Annotated in this window: 15 protein-coding genes; 7 read left to right on the top strand and 8 right to left on the bottom strand. The window is 45.8% G+C overall.

Annotated elements, in window-relative coordinates; genetic code table 11:
• Window positions 1–44 precede the first annotated feature (44 nt).
• Entirely contained in the window at window positions 45–1,418 is a 1,374-nt protein-coding gene (locus tag OCU36_RS05640) for an MATE family efflux transporter (protein ID WP_261839690.1), read from the bottom strand.
• 96 nt (window positions 1,419–1,514) lie between these two features.
• On the opposite strand from OCU36_RS05640, the gene OCU36_RS05635 reads away from it, so the two are divergent.
• The gene (locus tag OCU36_RS05635; RefSeq protein ID WP_261839419.1) at window positions 1,515–2,975 is read left to right on the top strand and encodes an SDR family oxidoreductase; all 1,461 of its coding nucleotides are present in this window, start codon (window positions 1,515–1,517) and stop codon (window positions 2,973–2,975) included.
• 130 nt (window positions 2,976–3,105) lie between these two features.
• Here the strand turns inward: OCU36_RS05635 and OCU36_RS05630 are convergent, their stop codons facing one another.
• The 3 genes from OCU36_RS05630 to rsuA form a co-directional block, all read right to left on the bottom strand.
• Entirely contained in the window at window positions 3,106–3,765 is a 660-nt protein-coding gene (locus OCU36_RS05630; RefSeq protein ID WP_261839418.1) for a DUF2913 family protein, read from the bottom strand.
• Window positions 3,765–4,982 carry a Bcr/CflA family multidrug efflux MFS transporter gene (locus OCU36_RS05625; RefSeq protein ID WP_261839417.1) on the bottom strand — a complete coding sequence of 406 codons (1,218 nt, stop codon included), beginning with the start codon at window positions 4,980–4,982 and terminating at the stop codon, window positions 3,765–3,767. Before OCU36_RS05625 ends, OCU36_RS05630 begins: the two co-directional genes overlap by 1 nt.
• Window positions 4,983–5,123: 141 nt before the next feature.
• Entirely contained in the window at window positions 5,124–5,819 is a 696-nt protein-coding gene (gene rsuA / locus OCU36_RS05620; RefSeq protein ID WP_261839416.1) for a 16S rRNA pseudouridine(516) synthase RsuA, read from the bottom strand.
• 97 nt (window positions 5,820–5,916) lie between these two features.
• Between rsuA and OCU36_RS05615 the strand changes: the two genes are divergently transcribed.
• The 5 genes from OCU36_RS05615 (at window position 5,917) to rplY (ending at window position 10,781) form a co-directional block, all read left to right on the top strand.
• Window positions 5,917–7,659 (top strand): DEAD/DEAH box helicase, encoded by a 1,743-nt coding sequence (locus OCU36_RS05615; RefSeq protein ID WP_261839415.1) that lies wholly within the window; start codon window positions 5,917–5,919, stop codon window positions 7,657–7,659.
• A gap of 104 nt (window positions 7,660–7,763) precedes the next feature.
• Window positions 7,764–8,162, top strand: a complete 399-nt coding sequence (locus OCU36_RS05610; RefSeq protein ID WP_261839414.1) for a PepSY domain-containing protein — start codon at window positions 7,764–7,766, stop codon at window positions 8,160–8,162.
• Between the two features lie 27 nt (window positions 8,163–8,189).
• A complete protein-coding gene (locus OCU36_RS05605) occupies window positions 8,190–8,849 on the top strand; it encodes a response regulator transcription factor (protein WP_261839413.1) in 660 nt (219 codons plus the stop codon).
• A 79-nt stretch (window positions 8,850–8,928) separates the two neighbouring features.
• On the top strand, window positions 8,929–10,278 hold the full coding sequence (locus OCU36_RS05600) for an ATP-binding protein (protein ID WP_261839412.1): 1,350 nt from the start codon (window positions 8,929–8,931) through the stop codon (window positions 10,276–10,278).
• 224 nt (window positions 10,279–10,502) lie between these two features.
• A complete protein-coding gene (gene rplY / locus OCU36_RS05595) occupies window positions 10,503–10,781 on the top strand; it encodes a 50S ribosomal protein L25 (RefSeq protein WP_261839411.1) in 279 nt (92 codons plus the stop codon).
• Between the two features lie 581 nt (window positions 10,782–11,362).
• Here the strand turns inward: rplY and OCU36_RS05590 are convergent.
• Window positions 11,363–12,808, bottom strand: coding sequence for a sodium:solute symporter family transporter (locus OCU36_RS05590; RefSeq protein WP_261839410.1), 1,446 nt, complete (start codon window positions 12,806–12,808; stop codon window positions 11,363–11,365).
• Between the two features lie 21 nt (window positions 12,809–12,829).
• A complete protein-coding gene (locus OCU36_RS05585) occupies window positions 12,830–14,599 on the bottom strand; it encodes an FAD-dependent oxidoreductase (RefSeq protein WP_261839409.1) in 1,770 nt (589 codons plus the stop codon).
• A 296-nt stretch (window positions 14,600–14,895) separates the two neighbouring features.
• On the opposite strand from OCU36_RS05585, the gene OCU36_RS05580 reads away from it, so the two are divergent.
• Window positions 14,896–15,891 (top strand): LacI family DNA-binding transcriptional regulator, encoded by a 996-nt coding sequence (locus OCU36_RS05580; protein WP_261839408.1) that lies wholly within the window; start codon window positions 14,896–14,898, stop codon window positions 15,889–15,891.
• A gap of 184 nt (window positions 15,892–16,075) precedes the next feature.
• On the opposite strand, the gene OCU36_RS05575 is transcribed toward OCU36_RS05580, so the two are convergent.
• Window positions 16,076–16,213: a GIY-YIG nuclease family protein gene (locus tag OCU36_RS05575; RefSeq protein ID WP_261839407.1), complete on the bottom strand. Its 138-nt coding sequence runs from the start codon at window positions 16,211–16,213 to the stop codon at window positions 16,076–16,078.
• A 640-nt stretch (window positions 16,214–16,853) separates the two neighbouring features.
• Window positions 16,854–22,592 carry a DUF4011 domain-containing anti-phage protein Hhe gene (gene hhe / locus OCU36_RS05570; RefSeq protein WP_261839406.1) on the bottom strand — a complete coding sequence of 1,913 codons (5,739 nt, stop codon included), beginning with the start codon at window positions 22,590–22,592 and terminating at the stop codon, window positions 16,854–16,856.
• Between the last annotated feature and the right edge of the window lie 431 nt (window positions 22,593–23,023).

Here is a 23,023-nt window from a genome sequence, read left to right as displayed (position 1 = left end):
TAGATCACATCAACGATAAAGTCATACAATTGATAGATCCGAGTTCAACTTCCTATTAAATTATTAATCCATTTCCTTGTTTTCATACGATAAAGCGAGCCCCCCCACTTCATGACCGCTTCAGTAAGAAACAGCAAATATACCCATTCCGGTGCGAGTTTAAAATAAATAGCAGCGATGGCTGCCACAGGAATGCCAATCACCCATTGTGCGATAAGGTCTTGATAAAGGCAGAACTTCACATCCCCCCCAGCCCTCAGCACCCCCACGATCACGGTCATTGGGATTGAGCGGATGACGATTCCAACACTTAAAATGAACATAAACTTCTCTGAAAGAGCTCTGGTTTCTTCCGTCAACGCACTGAAAGCATTAAGTATTGGTGTTTGCATAAAATACAGGAAGATCGCCACGACAACATTAGTAAAGAAACACAGTATCGTTAAACCTAATGCTTGATAGTAAACCGCTTCATTATTTTTCGCACCCAGTTGGTTACCCACTAAAACAGCCGCGGCATTCGACATGCCGATCAATAAGCTCAACGAAATAGACTCAACAGGCGTCATGACCGAGAGAGCGGTCAAACCTTGCACCCCCGATTGCCCCATGATCGCTTGATAAGCAAACAGCCCTCCCGCCCACGCGAAAAAGTTAAAGGTGGTAGGAAGTGATAGCTTTAAGAAACGAACCACTTTTTCTATCGTCGCGGCAGTTTGAATATCGCAGAACTTGAAAGCCAGTAAGTGCTTTGAACCATAGAGGTAGCCAAATAAGGTTATCGCTTCAATTAGGCCGCTCAATAGCGTTGCAATCGCCGCCCCTTTGACCCCAAGAGCCGGAAAGCCAAAATGACCAAAAATCAAAACCCAGTTTAAGAATACATTCGATAAAATACCGATCCCACTGAAGAAAGTGCTGAGCCCCGGCCTATGCATCGCCCTTAAGCCCACAGTCATACTGCTGACATAAGATACCGTTAACATGCTAAATGAAGTGATAACGATGTATTCAACGCCTAGGCTGATGATTTCTTGAGATCGGGTCGTCAAGCCCATGATTTGTTTAGGAAAAGAAACGAATAAAACAATTGTCAGCAACGCAAACAGTGTCGAAACCAGCCAGGTCAGCGCAGTACTTTCTCTCACACCTTGTCGGTTACCCGCCCCCCAATATTGAGCCGTTAGCAGAGCACCACCCGTGGTAACACCCACCAGCATAATGGTCGTTACAAACATCGCCCGGCTAGCAACCCCCACGGCTGCAATATCAGCTTCACCAAGTTGACCTAACATCAACACATCCACCAACCCTCGGCTTGAAAACATAATACTCTGCAAAGTAATAGGCACAGCAATCGCAATAAGCTTACGAATAAAATCGCCACGAGTGTGATGAATGATAGAAGAGATCAACATAAAGATACCCAAACGGAACGTATTGATGAATAAAGAGATATATCGCGCTATTATATCCATGTTCGGTTTTTAACCACAAAGATAAATGGAGTAACGATGAAGAAAGTACTAGTATTAGGCGCTTCTGGATATGTTGGCTCGCAGCTCCTCCCCTTATTATTAGAACAAGGGTATCACGTCACAGCCGCTGCAAGGCATATCGATTATTTAACCGCTCGAACCGAACCTCACGACAATTTATCACTTAAGTATCTCGACCTGGTGGATAAAGCCGCGACACAGGCACTCGTTCCCGACTTCGATCTTATCTTTTTCTTGGTGCATGGAATGGCTGAAGGTCATGACTTCATTGACTATGAACTGAGCTTGGCACGTAACTTTGTTTCAGCGCTTGGGCCAAAGAATCAACACGTCATCTACCTAAGCTCCCTTCAGCCTCAGACCGGTGATTCTGATCACCTTCAGGCAAGAAAGAAAACCGGAGAACTGCTTCGTAAAGGCCCGGTACCCGTGACCGAACTTCAAGCTGGCGTGATCATTGGCCCAGGCTCTGCAGCGTTCGAGATCATGCGAGATTTCGTATACAACTTACCCATCATGATTGCACCCAAGTGGGTCGACTCCAAAGCCAACCCAATAGCCTTACAGAACCTTAACTATTACCTACTAAAACTGGCACAAGAGACACCAACAGAAAACCAAACCTTCGAAGTCGGCGGCCCAGATATTATCTCTTATCGGAATCAGTTTGCTCATATTGCCAAAACAGCCGATCGTCCACTTCGGCTTTGGGCGACATCACTGCTCACACCTAAGATTGCTTCCTATTGGCTCGGTGTGGTGACTTCTGTTCCATCTAACATTGGCCGGGCTCTTCTTGCTGGCTTAAAGCACGATTTCATCGCCAGTTCGACCACTATTAGAGAAAAATACCCTCAAAAGCTTGTCTCATTCGAGAGCATGGTTGAGCAAGCGATTCACGCCGAAGGAAATTTCGTCAAAAGTAATGTGTGGGGGTTTGATAAAACGGCGTTCAAACGTTGGCAGGCCGGATACGGTTACTACCCTAAGAAAACCGACGCAACCATCACATCGACGGCCTCATTAGCCTCGCTTTGGGACGTCGCTCAACAAATCGGCAGCCCTAAGCAGGGATATTTTTTTGCCAATGCTTTATGGCGTACGCGAGAATGGTTAGATGTTCTTTTCGGCGGCGGTATTCCAATTCGACAATCGCCTGAAGGACCTCACTTAAAGGTTGGAGATAAAATCGATTCATGGAAAGTCATTCGCTGTGAGAAGAATCAGTTTTTATCGCTGCTATTTGGGATGAAAGGCCCTGGTCTCGGGCGACTTGAAATTACTGTATCTGACCATGGTGACACTCGCTCTCTCAATATCTCAGCTTGGTGGCACCCAAAAGGGTTCTCTGGGCTGCTTTATTGGTTCGTGATGATGCCTGCTCATCTCTTTATTTTTAAAGGCATGGTGAAGGCGATAGAGAAGCAGGCACAAGAGCAGATGCGAGATACGGGTGACAAGATGAGAAAAGAATAAAAGCAGATACGGGATTCGAGTGTCGAGGAGCAAAGAGATTAAAAGCAAGTAAGTACGACTCCCCTTCATACCCCATAGCTAGAAAAAGACCGCCCGTTAGGCGGTCTTTATCATTTCAATGGTTACGAGATTACCCAATAACGCTAATTGGAATCTCAGCCAGTTGATTACCTTGGTTGCCAGGATACACAATGTACTCACCGTGGTACTTTACCGCAGACTTATAGTCTGTAACTTTGTGAAGCATGAAACCGGCTTCCATCGCAGCTTGAATAAACTCCGCATGATTACCACGAACAAACCAGTTCATTGGTTTCACCATCAACTCGCCGTCAAATGAGTCGTCACACTGTTTGCCACAAAGCGCAAAAGAGTGTTCTCCATCCGTGAAAAACTGAATTTTGCCGCCCGTTGTTAGCTCATCTTCGCTCGATACGCTCCAACCCATCTCGTACATCTTATCCATAAAGGCTTCAACATCGCTGTCTTTCAACGCTTTTGGCTGTTCGCCTTCCGGGAAGAATTTACCGTAAAATGCAGAAATACGTTTGAAGGTAAAGGTCAAATCAGCATTGTTGCCTTGTGATCGGCCCTGTTTCTGCCAACGCACCAAATCAGGCACAACCACACGATCATAAGATTGAGCCTTAATCGCCTTCGTTACCCAACGAACCAAGTAAAGGTTATTCGCAATCGGCGCATCAACCGCTTTGCCAGCTTGATGCAGAGCGTAAAGCTCGCCCAACGCATCATTCACTAACTTTTGAATTTCAATATAGTATTTTGACATTATGCCTTCTTTCCTAATGTCCAATAGAGTAATGCTGACAATACTGCACAGGCAGCCATTACCATAGCCATAGACCCAGCACTGTCGCTTGGCAGTATCGCAACGATAGCCCCAACGACAGAACCGGTACCAAATCTTAATGTCCCCGCAAGCGATGAAGCCGTGCCCGCCATGTTTGGATAACCACTGAGCAATAGGCCCATAGAATTACTGCCTATTGTCGAAATGGTGCCAATAAATAACATCACAAACGGCACAATTCCCCAAAGTCCGAGATCCAACACCCAACCAAAGAGTAAGCCTAAGCCCGCCAGTAATTGAATAATTAACGCGGCTCGCAACATAGCGTGAGAACCAACCTTCTTAACGATTCGTCCATTAATTGTCGTCATGAGTATCATCGCAACAATGTTCAAACCAAATAGGTAACCAAACAAGTCAGGGCGTACGCCATAGATATCAATGTAGACAAAAGAGCCAGCAGTGAGGAATGCAAACATCCCTGAGAAAGAGAACGCACCAGATAAAATCAACCCCATGGCCGTCGGGTTTTTACACAAGCGGGCATAATTTCGGAGCGTCGTTTTAAAGCGCAGTGGTTGACGACTCTTTGGCGGCAATGTCTCGGGAATTTTCATCAATACCGCTAAAATAACGATCACCGCAAAAATAGCCAGCACCCAAAAAATTGAACGCCAACCAAACCACACTGCCAAGTAACCACCGATCATTGGAGCGACCAGAGGCGCAACCGTCATCACCAAAGTAACGAAAGACATGGTTCTCGCGAAGTCTTCACGGTCAAACATATCACGCACAATCGCTTGAATGATGACGGCTGCCGCAGCACCGGCAAAACCTTGAGCCATGCGAACTAACGTCAGAGCTTCAATACCATGTGTAGTCGCACTGACCACCGCAGCCACTGCAAACAAAATTACACCAATCAACAGCACAGGTTTACGACCATAACTGTCCGCCAAAGGACCGTGAAGCAACTGGCCCAATGCGAAGCCTGCGGTATAAGCTGTGAGTGTGATTTGCACCTCACCGGCGGTGACACCAAGATCTTTGGCAATGGTCGGCATCGCTGGTAAATACATATCAATCGCGAGCGGCGTCAAGGCGCCAATCGCACCTAAAATCAAAAACAGCACCAAACCTAATTGAGGCGTTTCTGGTTGAGAGTTAGGGCTTTGAGAGGTCGATGTTTGCATGGTTCTCCGAATGTTCAACGAATACTAAAAACTAGGGACTGGCGTGAGTACGCAAGTCAAAAGATTGGCTGAGACTTTCCTAGTACCAGTCAACATCATCAACCGACGCTATCCTTGGTCAGCCACATTAAATAGAAAGGATTACTTCCAGATAGAGTCCACTTCTTCTTGCGTTAGGTAACGGTATTCACCCAACTCCAAAGATTCGTCCATCTCGATCTCACCGATACGCTCACGGTGTAGAGCTTCAACCTTGTTACCAAGCGCGGCAAACATACGCTTAACTTGGTGATATTTACCTTCATAAATGGTTAGAAGCACTTCGCGCTCTGCACGAACATCAAGGTGTGCCGGCAGTGTCAGGCCTTCTTCGCTCTTAAGCTGGATGCCCTCTTTGAATTTTTCAACGTAATCGTCTTCAACAGGCTCAACAAGCCATACACGGTATGTTTTTGCGCATTTATGCTTTGGTGACGTAATACGGTGAGACCACTTCCCGTCGTCAGTAATCAACACTAGGCCAGTGGTATCGACATCTAAGCGACCCGCAAAATGCAACTTATCCATTTTGATTTCATCGAGTAATTCAAATGCAATACGATTTGCACCATCTTCATGCGAACAAACAAAACCTTCTGGCTTATAAAGCATGATATAACGTGGGCCGTGAACATTCAGTTCATTGCCTTGCCATTCCACCACGCACTCTTGTGTTACCTTAAGTGAGCCGCTTTTTTGAATGACATCATTCACTGTCACTGCTTTTGACTTTAATAAGTGTGTTGCTTCTCTTCGAGTGACGCCTAACGCATCGCACAGAAATTTATCTAAACGCATGAATACCTCAACTAATCTAAGTCGGGTATTATAGTCACCTTTGCTCAAATAGTTGAGCTATTTCACACTATTTGTTTTTCATCACACAAGACACCTTATGTATACACTCCGACCATACCAAGCAGACTCCGTCAAATCCGTGATTCATTACTTCAGAAAACACCAAACTCCGGCTGTTCTCGTGCTTCCGACTGGTGCTGGGAAAAGCCTTGTAATTGCTGAATTGGCAAGGCTTGCGAAAGGTCGAGTGTTGGTACTGGCTCACGTAAAAGAGTTGGTTGAACAGAATCATGAAAAGTATGAAGGTTACGGGTTAAAAGGCTCAATTTTCTCAGCCGGTTTAGGGAGAAAAGAGACCGACCAACAAGTGGTGTTTGCTTCAGTACAATCTGTGGTGCGAAATCTCGATTCATTCTCAAACCAATTTTCACTGTTGGTTATCGATGAATGCCACCGTGTGCCCGATGAAAAAACCAGTAGCTATCAAAAAGTCATCTCTCACTTACGTGAAAACAATCCGGGAATCAAAGTGCTCGGCCTGACTGCGACCCCGTATCGTCTTGGGATGGGTTGGATTTATCAATATCACACACGTGGCCAAGTTCGTTCTGAAGAGCCTCGTTTTTTCAGAGACTGTATTTTCGAACTCCCAATTCGCTACCTATTAGACGAAGGCTTTCTCACGCCAGCCCACATGATTGATGCCCCCGTTTTAAGTTATGACTTTTCACAGCTCAAGCCAGCGAGCACCGGTCGCTACAAAGAAGCCGAACTCGACATGGTTATCGAACAATCTAAACGCGCGACGCCACAGATTGTCGACCAGATCATCGAGCTGGCCAAAGACAAAGTCGGCATCATGGTATTTGCTGCGACCGTTAGACACGCTCAAGAGATCCTCGGTTTACTGCCCGAAAGTGAATCATCCATCGTCATCGGCGAAACACCAACCCTCGAACGAGACCAAATCATCAACGATTTCAAAGAACGTAAAATAAAGTTCTTAGTTAACGTGTCAGTATTAACCACAGGCTTCGATGCCCCACATGTGGATCTCATTGCGATTTTACGGCCAACTGAATCCATCAGTTTATACCAACAAATCGTTGGCCGTGGATTACGCTTATCGCCGGGTAAAAAGGCGTGTTTGGTACTCGACTACGCGGGCAACAGTTACGACCTCTACCAACCTGAAGTCGGTGATCCTAAGCCGGATTCCGACAGTGAGATCATCACCATTCCCTGCCCAGCTTGTGGCTTCAATAACAACTTTTGGGGCAAACTAGACAGCAATGGCTTCCTACTCGAACACTTTGGCCGCAAGTGCCAGGGCTACTTTACCGACGAAGACACCAGAGAACGCGAACACTGTGGGTATCGCTTCCGCGCCAAGTATTGTGGTGAATGCGGAGCTGATAACGACATTGCCGCGCGTATTTGTCATGAGTGCGATGCCACTTTAGTTGACCCCGACAAAAAGCTCAAAGAAGCGTTAAATTTAAAAGACGCCCTCGTATTTGAATGCTTAGAGATGGACCTTAATGTACTCAAAGACGAAAAAGGTAAGACACAACTTAAAGTCACCTATCGTGGTGAAAACCAAGCGCAAGTGCATGAATTCTGGTCATTAACCACAAAGAAGCAAAAGCAGACATTCAAGGATCAGTTTGTTCGCCCTCACCTTGCTGACAGACACCGTCCTTTCGAAGAAACTTCCCCAACTAAAGTGGTCGCCCACCAACATCGATTTCGCCCACCTCAATTCGTGATTGCGCGTAAAGTAGGACGCTTTTGGAAAATGAGAGATAAAATATTCGAAGACGAACTTCAACAACGTTGATTATCTATTTTTTGTGTATCAAATTCTCATAATTAATCAGGTTCACTTTCTGTTCAGAATCATTTTTTTATACTGAACATTGTCAACCTTCTCTAGGATTCGCTATGTTTAGTAAAGCTATGATTTCATTGTTTTCTATATGTTTAGGCTTCTTTTCTTCTGCCTGTGTATGGGCCAGCTCCGATCATAATGGCCATGAGTTAGTACAAGATGTCCATAAGGTCGGCACTCATATCGAATTCGAAGAGGATCAAGACGAAGTCTATCAAGCCGTAAAAAAGGGATATATTCGCCCTTTTTCTGAAATGTATGCAGCCGTCGAAAACGATCTTTATGGCCGAATTATCAAAGTCGAACTAGAAGAAGACGATGATATTTGGGTGTATGAGCTTAAGATTAATCACCAAAACAACATCATCAAAGTGCAATACAACGCCGAAACGATGGAAATGATCATGATTAAAGGTCGAAATTTTAAAGATGCCATTAAACACGACAAATAATTACTACAAAAATGAAGAAGAACAATCATGAAAATTTTAGTCGTTGAAGACGAACCTCGTTTGGGACAACAAATCATTGAAACATTAGAGAGAGCAGATTGGGTTCCAGAACTTTCTCAAGATGGTATTGATGCACTCTATCGCGCAACATCAGAAGAGTGGGATGCCATCGTGCTCGATCTCGGCTTGCCAAAGTTAGATGGTTTAACCGTATTGAAAGGCATTCGAGACGAAAACATCAACACACCCGTTGTTATTTTAAGTGCACGAGACACCTTAACTCAGCGTGTTGAAGGCCTGAATGCAGGCGCAGATGATTACCTAACCAAGCCATTCGAAATGGTCGAACTGATTGCTCGAATCCGTGCACAGTTGCGCCGAGCATCAGGCAGTGCAGCGCCTATTCTACAGATCGGCGATTTAAGCCTAGATACACGCAGTTCAAAAGTACTTTGGCAAGGTCAAGCGGTTAGCCTAACAGCGCTAGAATACAAAGTGGTGGCGTACTTCATGCACAACCAAAATAAGGTTATCTCGCGCACTGAGTTAGTTGAGCATATCTACAAGCAAGACTTCGATCGCGACTCAAACACCGTCGAAGTGTTTATCGGACGCATTCGTAAAAAAATCGCACCAAAGATCATCAAAACGGTTCGTGGCCTAGGCTATCAACTCAATGCTGGGTAGTATTTTCTCCAGTCAATGGACCGCTTGTGCTGATTGTCGAAGCTCTGATACAAAATGAGTAAAATCCGGCGGGTAACGTATGAATTTAGAAAAAAGAACGCTTAAAAACATCAGCCTCAAAAGCCGCTTGCTCCTCGCTGCGGCTTTTTGGTTAGGAGCCATGATATTAGCGGCAGGTATTGGCATACCAAAGCTAGTTCATGACTATCTCGTCGATGATATGAAGCAGCAACTCAGCCTCACCCTGGATGAGTTGACCGCTAATATAGAGACCAACTCAAGTGGTAGCCTAATCATGGCGGAGCGCCTGTCTGATCCGAGATTTAACCAACCTTACAGCGGTCTTTATTGGCGCGCCGCGACGCAAGATCAAATCATTCGTTCTCGCTCTTTATGGGACAAAGACCTCACCATCAAGCGATCGCCTATTCACACATCCATCAAAGGACCTGAAAAAGAGAAGCTCATTTATATCGAACAAGACATCTACCTACCTGAGCTCATCGACCCCATCACCATCACTATTGGTATCGATGAAGCCCCATTAGAATCAACCTTAGCTGAACTGACAGGCCAAGTATGGTTAATCCTAATGCTATTGTTCATTGGCGTATTGATGTTGATAGGTATTCAAGTCAGCTGGTCGCTACTGCCGCTCAATAAAATGCAACGGGAACTTGTGATGCTAAGAAAAGGCGAACAGCAAGGTTTAAGTGGTAACTACCCAAAAGAGGTCTCTCCATTAGTTTCTGACCTTAATGCCCTGCTCTTCCATTATCAAGAATTGTTAGAACGAGCCCGGAACCATGCAGGAAACCTGTCTCATGCATTAAAAACGCCATTGTCGGTTCTGAAAAATGAAACCGAAATGCTGCCAGAGAACGAGAAGACACTATTACAACAACCAATCCATCAGATTCAAAGCCAAATAGACTACCATCTCGGCCGCGCACGCATGGCAGGTGCAATGAATATCCTGTCAGTGAAGTCTTCACCTTCTGAGCGTGTAGAAGCGATTGCAATGGCATTTGATAAAGTTTATGCCGCTAACGATATCACAGTGATCAACGAGTTAGATTCCGAGCTTGAGGTGGCTGTAGAAAAAACCGACCTCGATGAAATGATTGGAAACTTGCTTGAAAACAGCTACAAATGGGCCGACGGAGTTATTCGCGTACACAGCAACGTGCTCACCGACGGTAATGTTGAACTGATCATTGAAGATGATGGCTTAGGCATTCCAAAAGAGAAACTCGAACAGGTGACCAAGCGTGGAGTACGCCTTGATGAAACCACGCCAGGTACAGGCTTAGGGCTCAATATCGTCAATGAGATGGCGCACAGTTATCGGGGTAGCTTAACTCTTAGCAAAAGCTCAATGGGTGGCTTAAAAGCCTCTCTAATACTCAAAGTCTCACTGGCTTCATAAATTTACAGAACATTCATCCCCCGAGTTAAGAGCGTAAACAGGATATAAAAAGCATTTGAACAAGGAAATTACCTTGGGAATAAGCTTCTTACTTGCTCATATTGCAATGTAATGTTAGTATCCGCGCTCGCTTAAGCACGAACTCGTTCATGCCTAAGCATTACCACACACTCAAGGTCGCATTGAGGTGTGAAGTTAATTTTTACTAATTTGAGAGTAAAACTATGAAATTTGAAGCAGTAGTACGTACTGAACTAGGTAAAGGTGCGAGCCGCCGCCTACGTCACGCTGGTAAATTCCCAGCAGTAATCTACGGTGGCGAAGCTGAAGCTGTAGCTATCGAACTTGTTCACGCTGACGTGATCAACCAAATGGATAAGCCTGAATTCTACGAAGCAATCACTCTAGTGATTGACGGCGCAGAAGTTAAGGTTAAGCCACAAGACGTTCAACGTCACGCGTTCAAGCCTAAAGTTGAGCACATGGACTTCATCCGTATCTAATTCCCTACCAAGGAATAAGATTGGATAAATCCAAGCCTTCTGCATAGAAAAGATAATCGATCTTACCAGTCGAGAAATCTAGAAATTCGAAACCCCGATGCTACCAACATCGGGGTTTCACCGTTTTTGAGCCCTCAAAAACGCTCTCAATTCTCTCCAACTTACTGAAACTTAGCCACTTTACCCAAGCCCACAATAACCACATCATTTTTGGGTGGATTAAGTGTAGATGAATAGTGGACTTATACAGTAGTTTTTATTGGTACTAGGGCGTATTTCTAACCAAATTCAACTATAGGAAAAACTGTCTAAAGCGTTTCTGGACAATTCCGAGTTACGATCTATGGAGCTACCTGTTTTTTCTGATTACTTATCGTACTGCAACTATACAACCAGCCGACAATAGCAGGCCAAAATCCCTTATCCACTGCAGTACCACAACAACATTGCTTGTTTGCGCTGTAAAAGAGGGAATCAAACGTTTCCACGTTCGGCCCTCTTTGTACTAATTAACTATTTATTTAAACATAAGCATTAACGATCACAAAAAAGTCATAGTTTCAATTGGTTAACGATAGAACTCAGCTTTTCTTCATCTTCATGATGCTATTTGCTACTAGTAGCATTGCTAGCGGAACCAACAAACCGACAGCCTGATTCATGACGCCCATGTTGGCGGCAATCCAGTCAATCTTCGATAGGACAAACTGGAGCAGGAAGCCAATACCCGCAGTGACAACAACGGTCAGGTAGGCGTGGAGCTTGGTGACCTTACCGACAAACAGTGCCCACAGGGTTGGCATCACCATCGGACCGACGAACAGGCTGGTAATGCTGACAATCAGTTTCTCTGCACCGCCCAAGTAAGGGATGGAGATACTGATGCCAATCACCAGCAAGCCCAGCATGATGGTCACCAGACGGCCGACTCTCATCATCTGCTCATCGTTGGCTTGCGGGTTGATGCGCTTGCCGTAGAACTCGGTAGTTAGGGCGCCGGAGAACACGTTAAGCTCGGACGATGCCATACTTGCCGTGGCTGCAAGCATTGATGATACCACTAGGCCTAGCATACCGATCGGCAGTGCCGCTTGCGCCGACAGGATATATGCCTGCTCTGGGTTGGCATCAGGATTGATGGTGCTGTAGATAATCGGCGGTAGCATCCACAGTACCGGGGTGATGATGTATAGCGCACCGAACAAGTAAGAGGCTTTGCGGGCATCTTTTGGCGATTCGACACACAGGTGGCGCTGGACGAAAGCCCACTCACCGCCGACCTTGAACACATGCACCAAGATCCAGCCGAAGATGAAGATTTGGGTATAGCTGCTGTTGAAGAACGACAGGTTTCCTTCTGGCAGGTTGGCAATAATGTTTTCGCTGCCGCCGCCCAAGCTGTAAATCATCGGTAAGATCAAGCAGACTGACAGCATCAGCACCACAAATTGGGTGAAATCAGTCAACAGTACCGCCCACAGGCCACCGAGGAAGGTATAGAGGATAATCACCGTACCGACGATGATTATCAGCCAGTTGACACTGAAGAAGCCATTGTCATCGGCAAAGAAATTGTCAGGCGAGACCGGGAGCAGCGGGCTGACAATCACGGCTACCGAGTAAAGTGCAACCGAGACACCGATAATACGGGTGACGATACCCAGCCAGGTGTACATTTGCAGTACGCCACGGCCGTATTTCTCACCAACGAATTCTGCAGCAGAAGTGGCGCCGGACTCTTTCCATTTTCCGGCAAAAAAATAGCCAGCGATAAGGGCGGCTACACCCATGCTCATACAAACGGTAATGGCAACCACACCAAGGCGGTAGGCTACGCCGCCCCATACCACGAAGGTACCGGCTGAGAACATGGTCATGTAGGCCGAAATACCTGACATCCACCACGGCGATTTCCCGCCGGCAGAAAACATTTCGGAACTGTTGGTCATCCGTTTGGAGGACCAGTAGCCAATTCCGACCATACCGGCCAGGAAGGCTATGAGGACTACTATGTCTAAGATGCTCATCGTTTCATTCCTATCTAGTTATTAGAATACTTTAACTTCGAAAATTCGGGCACAAGGATCGCCATGGGTTGCTGTTACTGTGATCTGAATAGCGTCACATTCGACAGTCTCGGCAAGGGCGATTTTGTTATGGCGTAGGCTATTGTCGGTTACCGCGTGCTGGTGGACGACTTGGCCGCCAAGTAGGTAGTCAATGCGGTAGTCTTTGACGATCTCCAGCGGGAAGCCTTCTCGTTGGGCTGCTTTGTTAGGCTTGGAGATGGTGATCATGATTTCGTTCGACAGGTTGGAGTCGAAGTTGATGATCACTTTAGAGGTATTGATGGTATCGCCGAACTCCAGCGTGAGCGTTTCGCCGTCTGCTGTAAGTGGCTGGGAAACCCACAAATTCTGCTGGTCACCAATATTACGCTGGTAACCGTTTATCACCTTGCTTGCTTCAAAGCCTGCTTGCTCTGAAGAGGCAGAAACCTTGGCTTGCAAGGCTAGGTTGTTTGGATCCGTATCTTGGACGCCAAACAGGTAGCAGTCATCTTTGAGCAGGCGGTATTGCAGCTCTCGGATGTGCTCATTGACGTCGCGTGGGCTGAGGGATTTCTCGACCGTCAGAGCAGCAGCCGTACCTATTGCCTGGCCGATCACGCCGCAGGTTGCCATGACGCGGGTCGAGCCGAAAGCCATGTGTGAGGCGCTGATGTTGCGGCCTCCGACAAACAGATTGCTGATATTGCGGGAATACAGGCTGCGGTATGGGATCGAGTACATGTCGTTGGTTTCGATCCACTTGGTTGGCGACTCTTTGCTTTTCAGTCCGTCCTTAACGTGCATATCCATCGGCCAGCCTCCGTAGGCGACGGTATCTTCGAATACCCGGGCACCGAACAGATCATTGGCATTAAGCACGTAGTCACCCAGTACTCGCCGACTGTCACGCTTGCCTGGAAGCATGCCGACCCAGTCCAACACATAGTTGTCTGCGCCATGGTCACCGCCGTTCTTGATGTGATCCCAAATGCCGTACACCGCCTTGAGCAGTTCGTCGCGAATCACTTCGCCGTCACGGGTGGTGTTGAGCTCGGTGCCGCCCAGTTCGATCCACCAGTATCCGGCAGTGATATCTCTGTGGCTGCGATCTTTAAGATCTTCTTCGCTGTAGGTGTTGGCCCAGCTCGGCTTCTTGAACGGTACCGGGTATCCCATGTCCTTGGATTCGAACATCAGGGTGTTGCCCATCATGACATCATCAGCCTGCGCTGGGGCGAGCTCTTCATTGTATTCGTGGCTGGCTTCTCGGCCCGTACGGATATCAGCACCGGCACGATGAGCCAGAACGGCATCGCCAGAGGTATCGACAAAGTTGTTGGCGAAGAACTCATAGCGGCGCTCTGTTGTTGTCTGCTCGGCTTTGAGCGAAACGATGCGGTCGCCTTCCATCTGCACATCTGTCATATGGGTATTGAGGAACAGGTCTAAATTATCTTGGAAGGTGACTTTTTCCCACAGCACGGTATCGAGCACTGAAAAAGAGTGTTGCGGATTGACCAAGCGGTTATCGAGCAAGATCTCTTCGACGATCCCTGTTTCGCGGGCATTTTGCTTACTGGCATGGTAGTCAGCGCCGCAAATGTGCATCCGTACCTCAGAGCTGGCATTGCCGCCCAATACAGAGCGGTTTTGGATCAGTGCGACTTTCGCACCGTGGCGGGCAGCGGCCAATGCTGCACACACGCCGGAGATCCCACCGCCGACAACAACAATCTCATACTGACGGGTTTCAAAGGTGTCATTCATGCCTGTTACTCTCATTCAATGAATCGTTCTTTTGCCTGCTTAAACGCTTAAGCAGGTTTGAAATAAAGTAATCAATGCGGAAAAGAGTTGAAACGTTTTCCCTATGAAAGTGTGATCTTGTTAAAGTTGCCGAGTGTTGCTTTGTGCGCTGGCTCATGTTTCGGTATAATGCCAACAGCTGAGGTGTTCATTCGCTGAATAGTGTGCAGGATGTCGTTAAGCAGGCAGTTTTTGAGGTAGAACGCTGAAGCCTAGATTGAAGATTAGGAATTTAGGCCGAGGCAGTGGAGTAGTAAATGGCAGCGACATTAAAAGATATTGCCAAAGTGGCAGGTGTTTCGGCAGTAACGGTGTCGTATGTACTGAATAATAAGAACCGGGTGAGCGAAGCGACCAAAACCAAGGTGATGGAAGCCGCGAATTCGCTTAATTATGTCCCGAACCGTGCAGCAAAAATGCTGGCTAGCAAGTCGACTAAACATATTTGCCTGGTAATTTCTGGCCCTGATTATGAGTACCTGACCAATCCGTATATCTACAAATTGGTCAACGGTATTGGATCGGCGTTGAGTGAGCACGGTTACGAGTTGACCTTGCGAATGGCCAATGCCGATAACGAATTAGCTTTCATCCAAGGAGAGCTCAACTCCAACCTGTATGACGGTATATTGATTTGGGGTACCCGTATGCCCGATGAGCAATTCCTGTCCCTGTTCGACCACCGTGTACCGATTGTTTCTATTGCCCGTGCTCTGCAAGACATAGCTGTTAATGCCGTGCTGGTGGAACACTACCAATCAGCCTACCGGATGACACAGTATCTAATAGAGAGCGGTTACCGAAAAATCATGTTCCTCGGTAAATTGGATGTGATCAAGGCCGCGCGTGATCGTTTCGAAGGATACCGCCAGGCACTGTTGGATAACGGCATCGAGTATGACGATAGTTGGGCTTATAAAGCGGATTACTATCAGGAAGATGCATACCGTATTGTGTCTGAGATGGAGAGCATAGATTTTGACGCGGTATTTGCGGCGTCTGATTTGATGGCTATCGGTGCGATGAAAGCCTTGTTGGAGAAAGGCCTCATGATACCGACTGACATCGCTGTTGCTGGTTTCGATAACATCCCAAATAGTGATATGTTACCGGTAGGATTGACAACAGTTGACACCCCAATATTCCAGCTAGGTTCGCAAGCAGCGACTATGTTAGTTAAATTGATTGAAGAACAGGAAACCAACCATAAAATTGAGCTCAGTACAAAGTTGATGATTCGCCAATCAACTTAACTAATCAGAACAACATAGGCAGCTAGTCGTAATATCCTAATCAACGTTGTCGTTGTTATTATTAACTTTTTTGACGGGCGTTTTTATCAGCATCTTGATTATTAACGTCACTACTTTGACCTACCCCCAACCTACTGTAATTGGCAAGTCTTAGTCGGGGAGGTAAGAAAGGAGATAGGCGCATCTATCGTTTGTACTTTGGACATCGATTATACTTAATATCAGGGTTGTTAGAGTTGTACTGGCGAATCAGCTCAGTTTCTTTCTTGTTGACCTCATCAACGCTATCAGAAGAGAATATGATTTCTCGGTGAATAGTCATATTCATCCTTTGTTCAAAATTGAAATTCTCAGCAATCACACCACTTTTAGCACTTCCCCATTAGTTGATACTGATCGTAATATATTTTCCCGATGTAGATCTTGCTGTTTGGATATATGATTTTGTAGATATCCTTGCTATTACTATCCATATTACCTTCAAGGAAGCTGACTGTGCATTAGCTTCTATCATTAGACAATGTTGGTCAATATAATCGTGTTTGTTTAGTGAAGAGCAATAACTCTAAGTAGGAATGGGGCAGAACTGAACTAGCAGGCACTTTGAGAGATAAGTGCCACGCGTAAAACGTCAGGTCTATGAAGACTCTGGACAGAAGTTTCTTAGCGACTTTGCTAAATTAGTAAGAAATGAATAACTACAGGTATGGAACGTCGCTTAGTTTTGTTCATTTTTAATGGTGCAGATCATTCCGGCCTTTACCCAAGTTCTTCCCAACTGAAAGATAGTTAACCATGCTCATGTATTGAGCATGATTGAGTTGAGGTGATAAAACTTTAGCCGAAACATATACCAAGCCCAATTTGTAGATCTAAACTATGTCTGGCTTTTCTACCTTGATAAATCCACCTTGGCTTACTAGTGCTCCTACTTGAATTAACTTGATAGACAAAGTGCATAATCACGAGGACATCTCTTGGCTGGTTAAGGAGAAAGACTCAATGCTTTCGTAGTCCGTGATAATCTCCAAAACATCATCGAGATAGTCCGCCGCCTCTTTAGCAGAAGTATTCTGTCTAAGATAAGCAGGCACTCTCAACGTAAACTCCTCATGAGTCATTGGCCTGTCCATAATCAAGTGTTCAATCATATCTGGACGCAGCAACTTCTCATGAAGCTCAGTATATGGATACTTTTTTTCAATGACCAATTTGTAGCGAGTTAGAGCTTCCTCTAGCGTTCTCGCTGCTTTATATCTCAATTCCTCTGTTGGCTCCTCTTTAACTTCAGACATCGATTCCGTGCTGGTTTGCTGCTTAATAGGTGTAGAAAGCCTTTTGAGCTCTTCAACAATGGGTTTCAACTCAGCCTCAGGATGTTTAAACCAATCCGTTGACCATATCCGGCGAATATTCCAGCCCAATCCTTCAAGAACACCTTGTCTTACTCGGTCTCTGTCACGCGTGGATTTACTGCTGTGATAAGTTGCCCCGTCACATTCAATCCCCATTAGGTATCTACCTGGCATCCCAGGGTCTCGCACAGAAATATCTATGAAGAACCCTGAAACTCCTACTTGCGGGACACATTCAAAGCCCTTTCTGGCCAAGGCGTCCATGACCGAAATTTCAAAGTCACTATCAGGTTCTTTCTGTTGAACACCATCATGCCCAATCAGCTGACCATGCTGAGCATACTTTAAATACCCCTTCAGCGAAGTAACGCCCAAGCTGCTGCTTTCATTCAAAACAATTTGATCAGCTGTCATTGAGCTGTAGATTTGGATGCGTTTCTTAGCACGAGTAAACAGAACGTTCAGTCGTCGCCAACCACTTGCACTGTTTATTGGACCAAAGCGTTGGGGAATATTTGCCGCACCTTTCTCCTGAGGCCCGTATGTGAACGATATAAAAATCACATCGCGTTCATCACCCTGAACGTTTTCCAGGTTTTTGATAAATAGAGGGTCGTCACTGTGTTGATTTAATTCATACGCCTCGCGCAAAAGCTTATCTTTGCCAATCAGGCGCTCTAAATCCGCTTCAATGTAATCGCGTTGTTTGGAGTTCATTGCGACCACACCAAGGCTCTCTGATGATTTTGAAAGCAGGTGCTCCCTAATCGCAGCGACAACGGCATGAGATTCGCCGTGGTTAACACTGTTCAAAAACTGTCCTTCTGGGACGTGATTGAATTTGATACCAAATTCATCCGATTGCCCCCAAGGGGATGGGAATACAACCAAGCTGCTGTCGTAGAAACGGTGGTTAGAAAATGCTATCAGGCTTTCATGCCGCGAACGGTAATGCCATTTAAGTTGTCTCTTCCTGAAGTGATCACTCACTGCATCAAGAATGCTCTCTGCATCATCAATTACGCCAACGTCCTCTTGGTCATCTTCCGAATCATTCGACACTGTTTTTTCAAAGAATGACGTAGGTGGCAGCTGCTTGGAGTCACCCACCACTACAATTTGTTTACCACGGGCAAAACAGCTAAGCGCATCCTGAGGCTTCACCTGCGAAGCCTCATCCATCACTACGATGTCGAAAGTGATACTGCCCGGCGGAATATACTTGGCAACGGCCATCGGGCTCATCATGAAGCAGGGCTTGTATCCCACAAGAGTTGAGCCTGCACGAGTCACCAGATTGCGTATAGAAATATGACGCGTCTTTTTCTTAATCTCATGGTCTAGCAGTGCATCTTCCGTGTAGCTTGCAACCTTAGCCCCTCTTGTTCCGCTCGGAATGTGTCTATCACTAGCTAAAGCAGCGACACGTTTTCTCTGCAGAATTTTTAGCTCTTCATCATATTTAGCAAACTGTTGCTGAATTGCGGCCTGCTCATGGCCGGACATTTGAGTCAGTTCAGGACGCTCTTTGTATATTGCTCGAGCTAGCATCTGATAAGTCGCGAACTTAAGAGCATTTTGAGCCTGTTTAAGCGAGCAGCTACTCTGGCTCAAGTATTGATTTAGCCGAGAGTATCCACCTTTCTCCATACGGGCTTTAGCAAACAGATACTTGATCCAGCCATCCAGCCACTCCCCACTTTTGATCGCTTTTGCGTTGCGATCAATGACGTGCTTTAATTCGAATCCACAGTATTCAAACCACTGTTCGCGATTTCCGCCCACCTGTTCAAAAAACACTGACTCATCGTATTGAGCACGTCGCATGAGAGCTTCAAGCTCAGAGCCTACTTTTCTTAACTCAGCGATGGACTCAATGTTTGAACATTGCTTTACGAGAGAAATAATGTCAGGAGAAGAACAGCGATCATAAAGCTCCTCAACGAAATCCATCGTTGCCGTGATACGAGAAAGCTCTGGAGAGACATGACCAGAGACTGGTACCGATAGAAGTGCATCGTTGCCAAAATACCTTTCATCCAGCCCCTGATTTAGGAATGACTTAACTCGAGAATCGAGTTGTTTGGCCGAGGTGATTCCCTCCCAAAGTAACTCTTGGGACATATTGGCATCGACAAGAAATCGCTGGCATGAAAACAGCTTTTTCTCAATTTCAACTTTTGCATTTTCGAGCGGCTTGTTGTCAGACGTAAAATCGATGTCTTCCGCAGCAAACACAGCCATTTTAGGGTAAACCAATGCAAGCCTTCTCAGAGCTTGGTTAAACGAGTCGATTTGCTGTCGAAGGCCATCGCTATTTAGTGTGTTTATTCCCCTAATAAGCTCTGAAGGAAGCGAGAACAAAGCCTGAGCAAGCGGTACTCGACGCCCAAAACCAATACCATATTCCGCTCGAACTTTCTGATACCACTCGACCATGGAGCGAATCTTCGCTACGTCGGTTTCTGCGCCTTGGAAATGCTCCTGAAGCAACGAGCGGAATTTAGTGTCGTTGAGAAACGTATTACTTTCCTCAGACCAAGTAGCGACTCTTTCTAACAGGACTGCAATATCTTGGTTTGAATGACTTCCAGACTTTTTAAACCCTAAAACTGCTTTTTTCGCTTCTCGCCACGTAGGCGAAAGCCACGAAAACAGGCCCTTGTTTCTATAGGCTTCTGCATAGCGTTTTAACAACTCAACAGAGGGTAAAGCTTCTGTATCCAAGCTCTCACTCAGTGTACGCTTTTCATCACTCAGCGATTGTACTCGTTGCTCCAAGCTTCCCAATTCACAGGCTAGCTCTTCGCTATCCCAAAGTTCGTTTCTCAAAGAGAGATTGGCTGGTGGCATTTCACAGGACAGACGAACAAACGTATCCAACTCATTCAAACCTTGTCTGCTGCATCCCAATAGTTTTTGCGCAGCCTGGGGTAAATGAGGAGCCATTTCGCTTCGGACTACGTCAATTTTCGCACACGTGTCGATAGCAACCTGTAAGGAGCTTAAGGTTCTCGCCAGCTCACTAAATCCAAGCGTTCTATCTACGCCCAGCTCGGCCAGCCCACGCATTGCGAGTTCAATATCTTCAACGCTGTCTAGGTTTTCAATGACATCTTTTACGAAGTGTTTTTTTAGGTAACCATAGCCTTCCGCAATAGATTGATAGAGAGCCAAATAGCCATCGAGCTCTTCAAGCGATTCAGGCGTAATTTGCTCTATTGCAGTGAAAAGCTCATCTCCTTTAGGAGCTGGAATGTCAGCCCAAGAGCTGACAAATGCCTCAGCTTTCATCAAGTGATAATCAGGGTTCAGATCGAATGAATTGCACTGGTCTATGAACTCATTCAGCCAGTTTATGAGGCTGAAATCCCATTGCTGGAGCTGTCGAACCACGTCTTCTGGATCTACTCCAGATAGTGCTTTGTTCGTGGCACCATACCAAGGGTGAGAGCACCAATTGTCACTATCATCAAGCTGCTGACTAACACGATGTAGATAGTCATAAAATTGCGTTAACTGATCGATTTTTTCATCTAGGATGACACGGTTGAACGTTTCGCCAGAGAGGTCATCAGGGGCAATATCTTGAAACTTCAGATTGGAACATTCGCTACTGTAGCGAGTCGCCGCCATCAGTATCTCGTGAATGGTCAATCCGGTGTGTTTCCACTCCGCATTAATCATTTGGACATAACTCTGCAGCTTCTCACGAGCGCGTTCATAACGCTCAACTTGGCGTTCATATTCAGCTGTTGAATATTTGAAGCTAGGAGAGTTCGCAATACGCTGGTTAAAGTCATCCAACACAAGGCGTTTTTTCGCCCCGTCGCTGTGTAGATCAAGACAAAAATCGCCAAGGCCCGCTTTATCCATACGGCGCTTAACCACTTCCAGTGCCGCTTGTTTCTCCGCCACGAAAAGGACACTTTTCCCCTGGGCCATGGCAGCGGCTAGAATATTAGTAATTGTTTGGGATTTACCGGTGCCGGGCGGTCCCTCAATGACGAGATTCTTACCTTTCATCACATCGATAAGTGCGCTCATTTGAGAGCTGTCCGCATCTTCAATCATGGGGAAGCTTTGGTGAACGTTATCTATTTCATCGAGTACATAACTTTTCGCTTCACCACGGAACTCAACTTGCCTAGCTTCATCTTGGAAGAACCGACGAAAGACCTCATGCTGAAGAATATTGCCCTCACCTTCCGGCCATTTTCTTGGGTCGAGGTCTTTGTACATCAGAAGCTTGCCCAAGCTAAGAGTAGCTAGGGTGCCAAAGCGACGTACCTGCCAAAGTCGAACCGTTTTATCGTTACTTTTTCTGGCAAGTAGCGCGCTAACTTCTTGAAAATACTTTTCAGGTGTAAGTAGCTTATCGTCGCTATCTGGTTCGGTAATTTCAGGGAGAGTGAGACCAAACTCTTGCTGAAGTTTTTCACGAAGCACCAGATTTGGAATAATATCCTCTCCGGTGTACTGCAGGCGGTATACCGCTAGGCCATTTTGAAAGTGCTTTGTAATACTGACTGGCACCATGTAAAGCGGGGCTAAACGCTTTCTACCGCCTTCTTCTTGCTCAACCCACTCGAGAAAGCCCAAACACAAGAAAAGAATGTTGTTTCCGGTTTCATCAATAGCAGTTCTGGCATCTGTCGACAGCTTTTTCAGGCAGTTGTTCAGCTCTGCTTCAAAAAGCAGCGATTGGAGATCCAAATCTGAGTGCCTGTTATCGTCAACATGTTCCGAATCTCGCGGCAATTCAAAGCTATTGTGAATACCAATAATACCCGCCCACTGCTTAGCATCAGGCTGTTTTTTAAGCTCAATGAATTTTTCAAGCTCATCGTCCCATCGAAGAAAGCCATGTTCGACAAGTTGTGTTGATGTCGGCTCTGGAACTGGCGCGACATTCATAGCCCTTTCAGACATCAACAATTTCATCAACTGGTCTGGTAGTTCATCGACAACACGAACAAATGACCGCCCGTTCTGGTCCAAATTCAGCAACCGAGAACGACCACCAGACGTATCTAGTAGCCTCTGCCGCATCCCTTCAAAAGCAGAAACAAGAAAGTTGCCGGGATAGACAATCGGCGCGTCGCTATTTCTCATCAGTTCACTCTTTATAGGTTGATTTTCTGGGGTCTTAGACGCTTGATGAACATTGTTTTTAGCGACAGTCCGAATGGTTTTAATACGAACTCGCAGATCTGTATTGCGTTTTCTAACTCGACGAGAAGCTAAAACGGCATCAATTTTTTTGAGTATCACGTCACTGTATTTATGTTTTTCGACCAACTCTTCCAGTTGATCTATTAAGTACTTGTTATATTCGTTGGACATGATTCATCGCTAATGTAACTGTTTAACAGACAAAGTTAATTTATCAAGTAAGGCACTAATGCAACAACAATGATACTAGTTGTAATGACTAATCAAAAGTTCTGTTTTATCATTTTCATTATCTTCGATGATAACCTTGTTGTTATTTTGCATATTGGCACTCCAGAGAAACTGGCTTTGCATGAGCTTCCACATTAGAAAATGTTGATCAATATAATCGTTCTTGTTTAGTAAAGAGTAAATTGAAGTTATGGCGCCAAGCGTTGTGAATCTGCCTTAGTCGTTTGTTAACTGCCCTCGCTCAACTCCAGCGCTAACATTTGTACACACGTCAAGTTAAGAGTTACTCATGGACACTGAAATTCAATTTCGTGTTGATGACGAAGTTTGACGCTTAGCTTAGCAAATGACAGAAAGCCAAGGTCGCACAT

It is taken from the genome of Vibrio artabrorum (assembly GCF_024347295.1).
Taxonomy (GTDB): domain Bacteria; phylum Pseudomonadota; class Gammaproteobacteria; order Enterobacterales; family Vibrionaceae; genus Vibrio; species Vibrio artabrorum.
The sequence above is the reverse complement of the archived record's forward strand: the minus strand, read 5'-3'. Positions and strand labels throughout refer to the sequence as shown.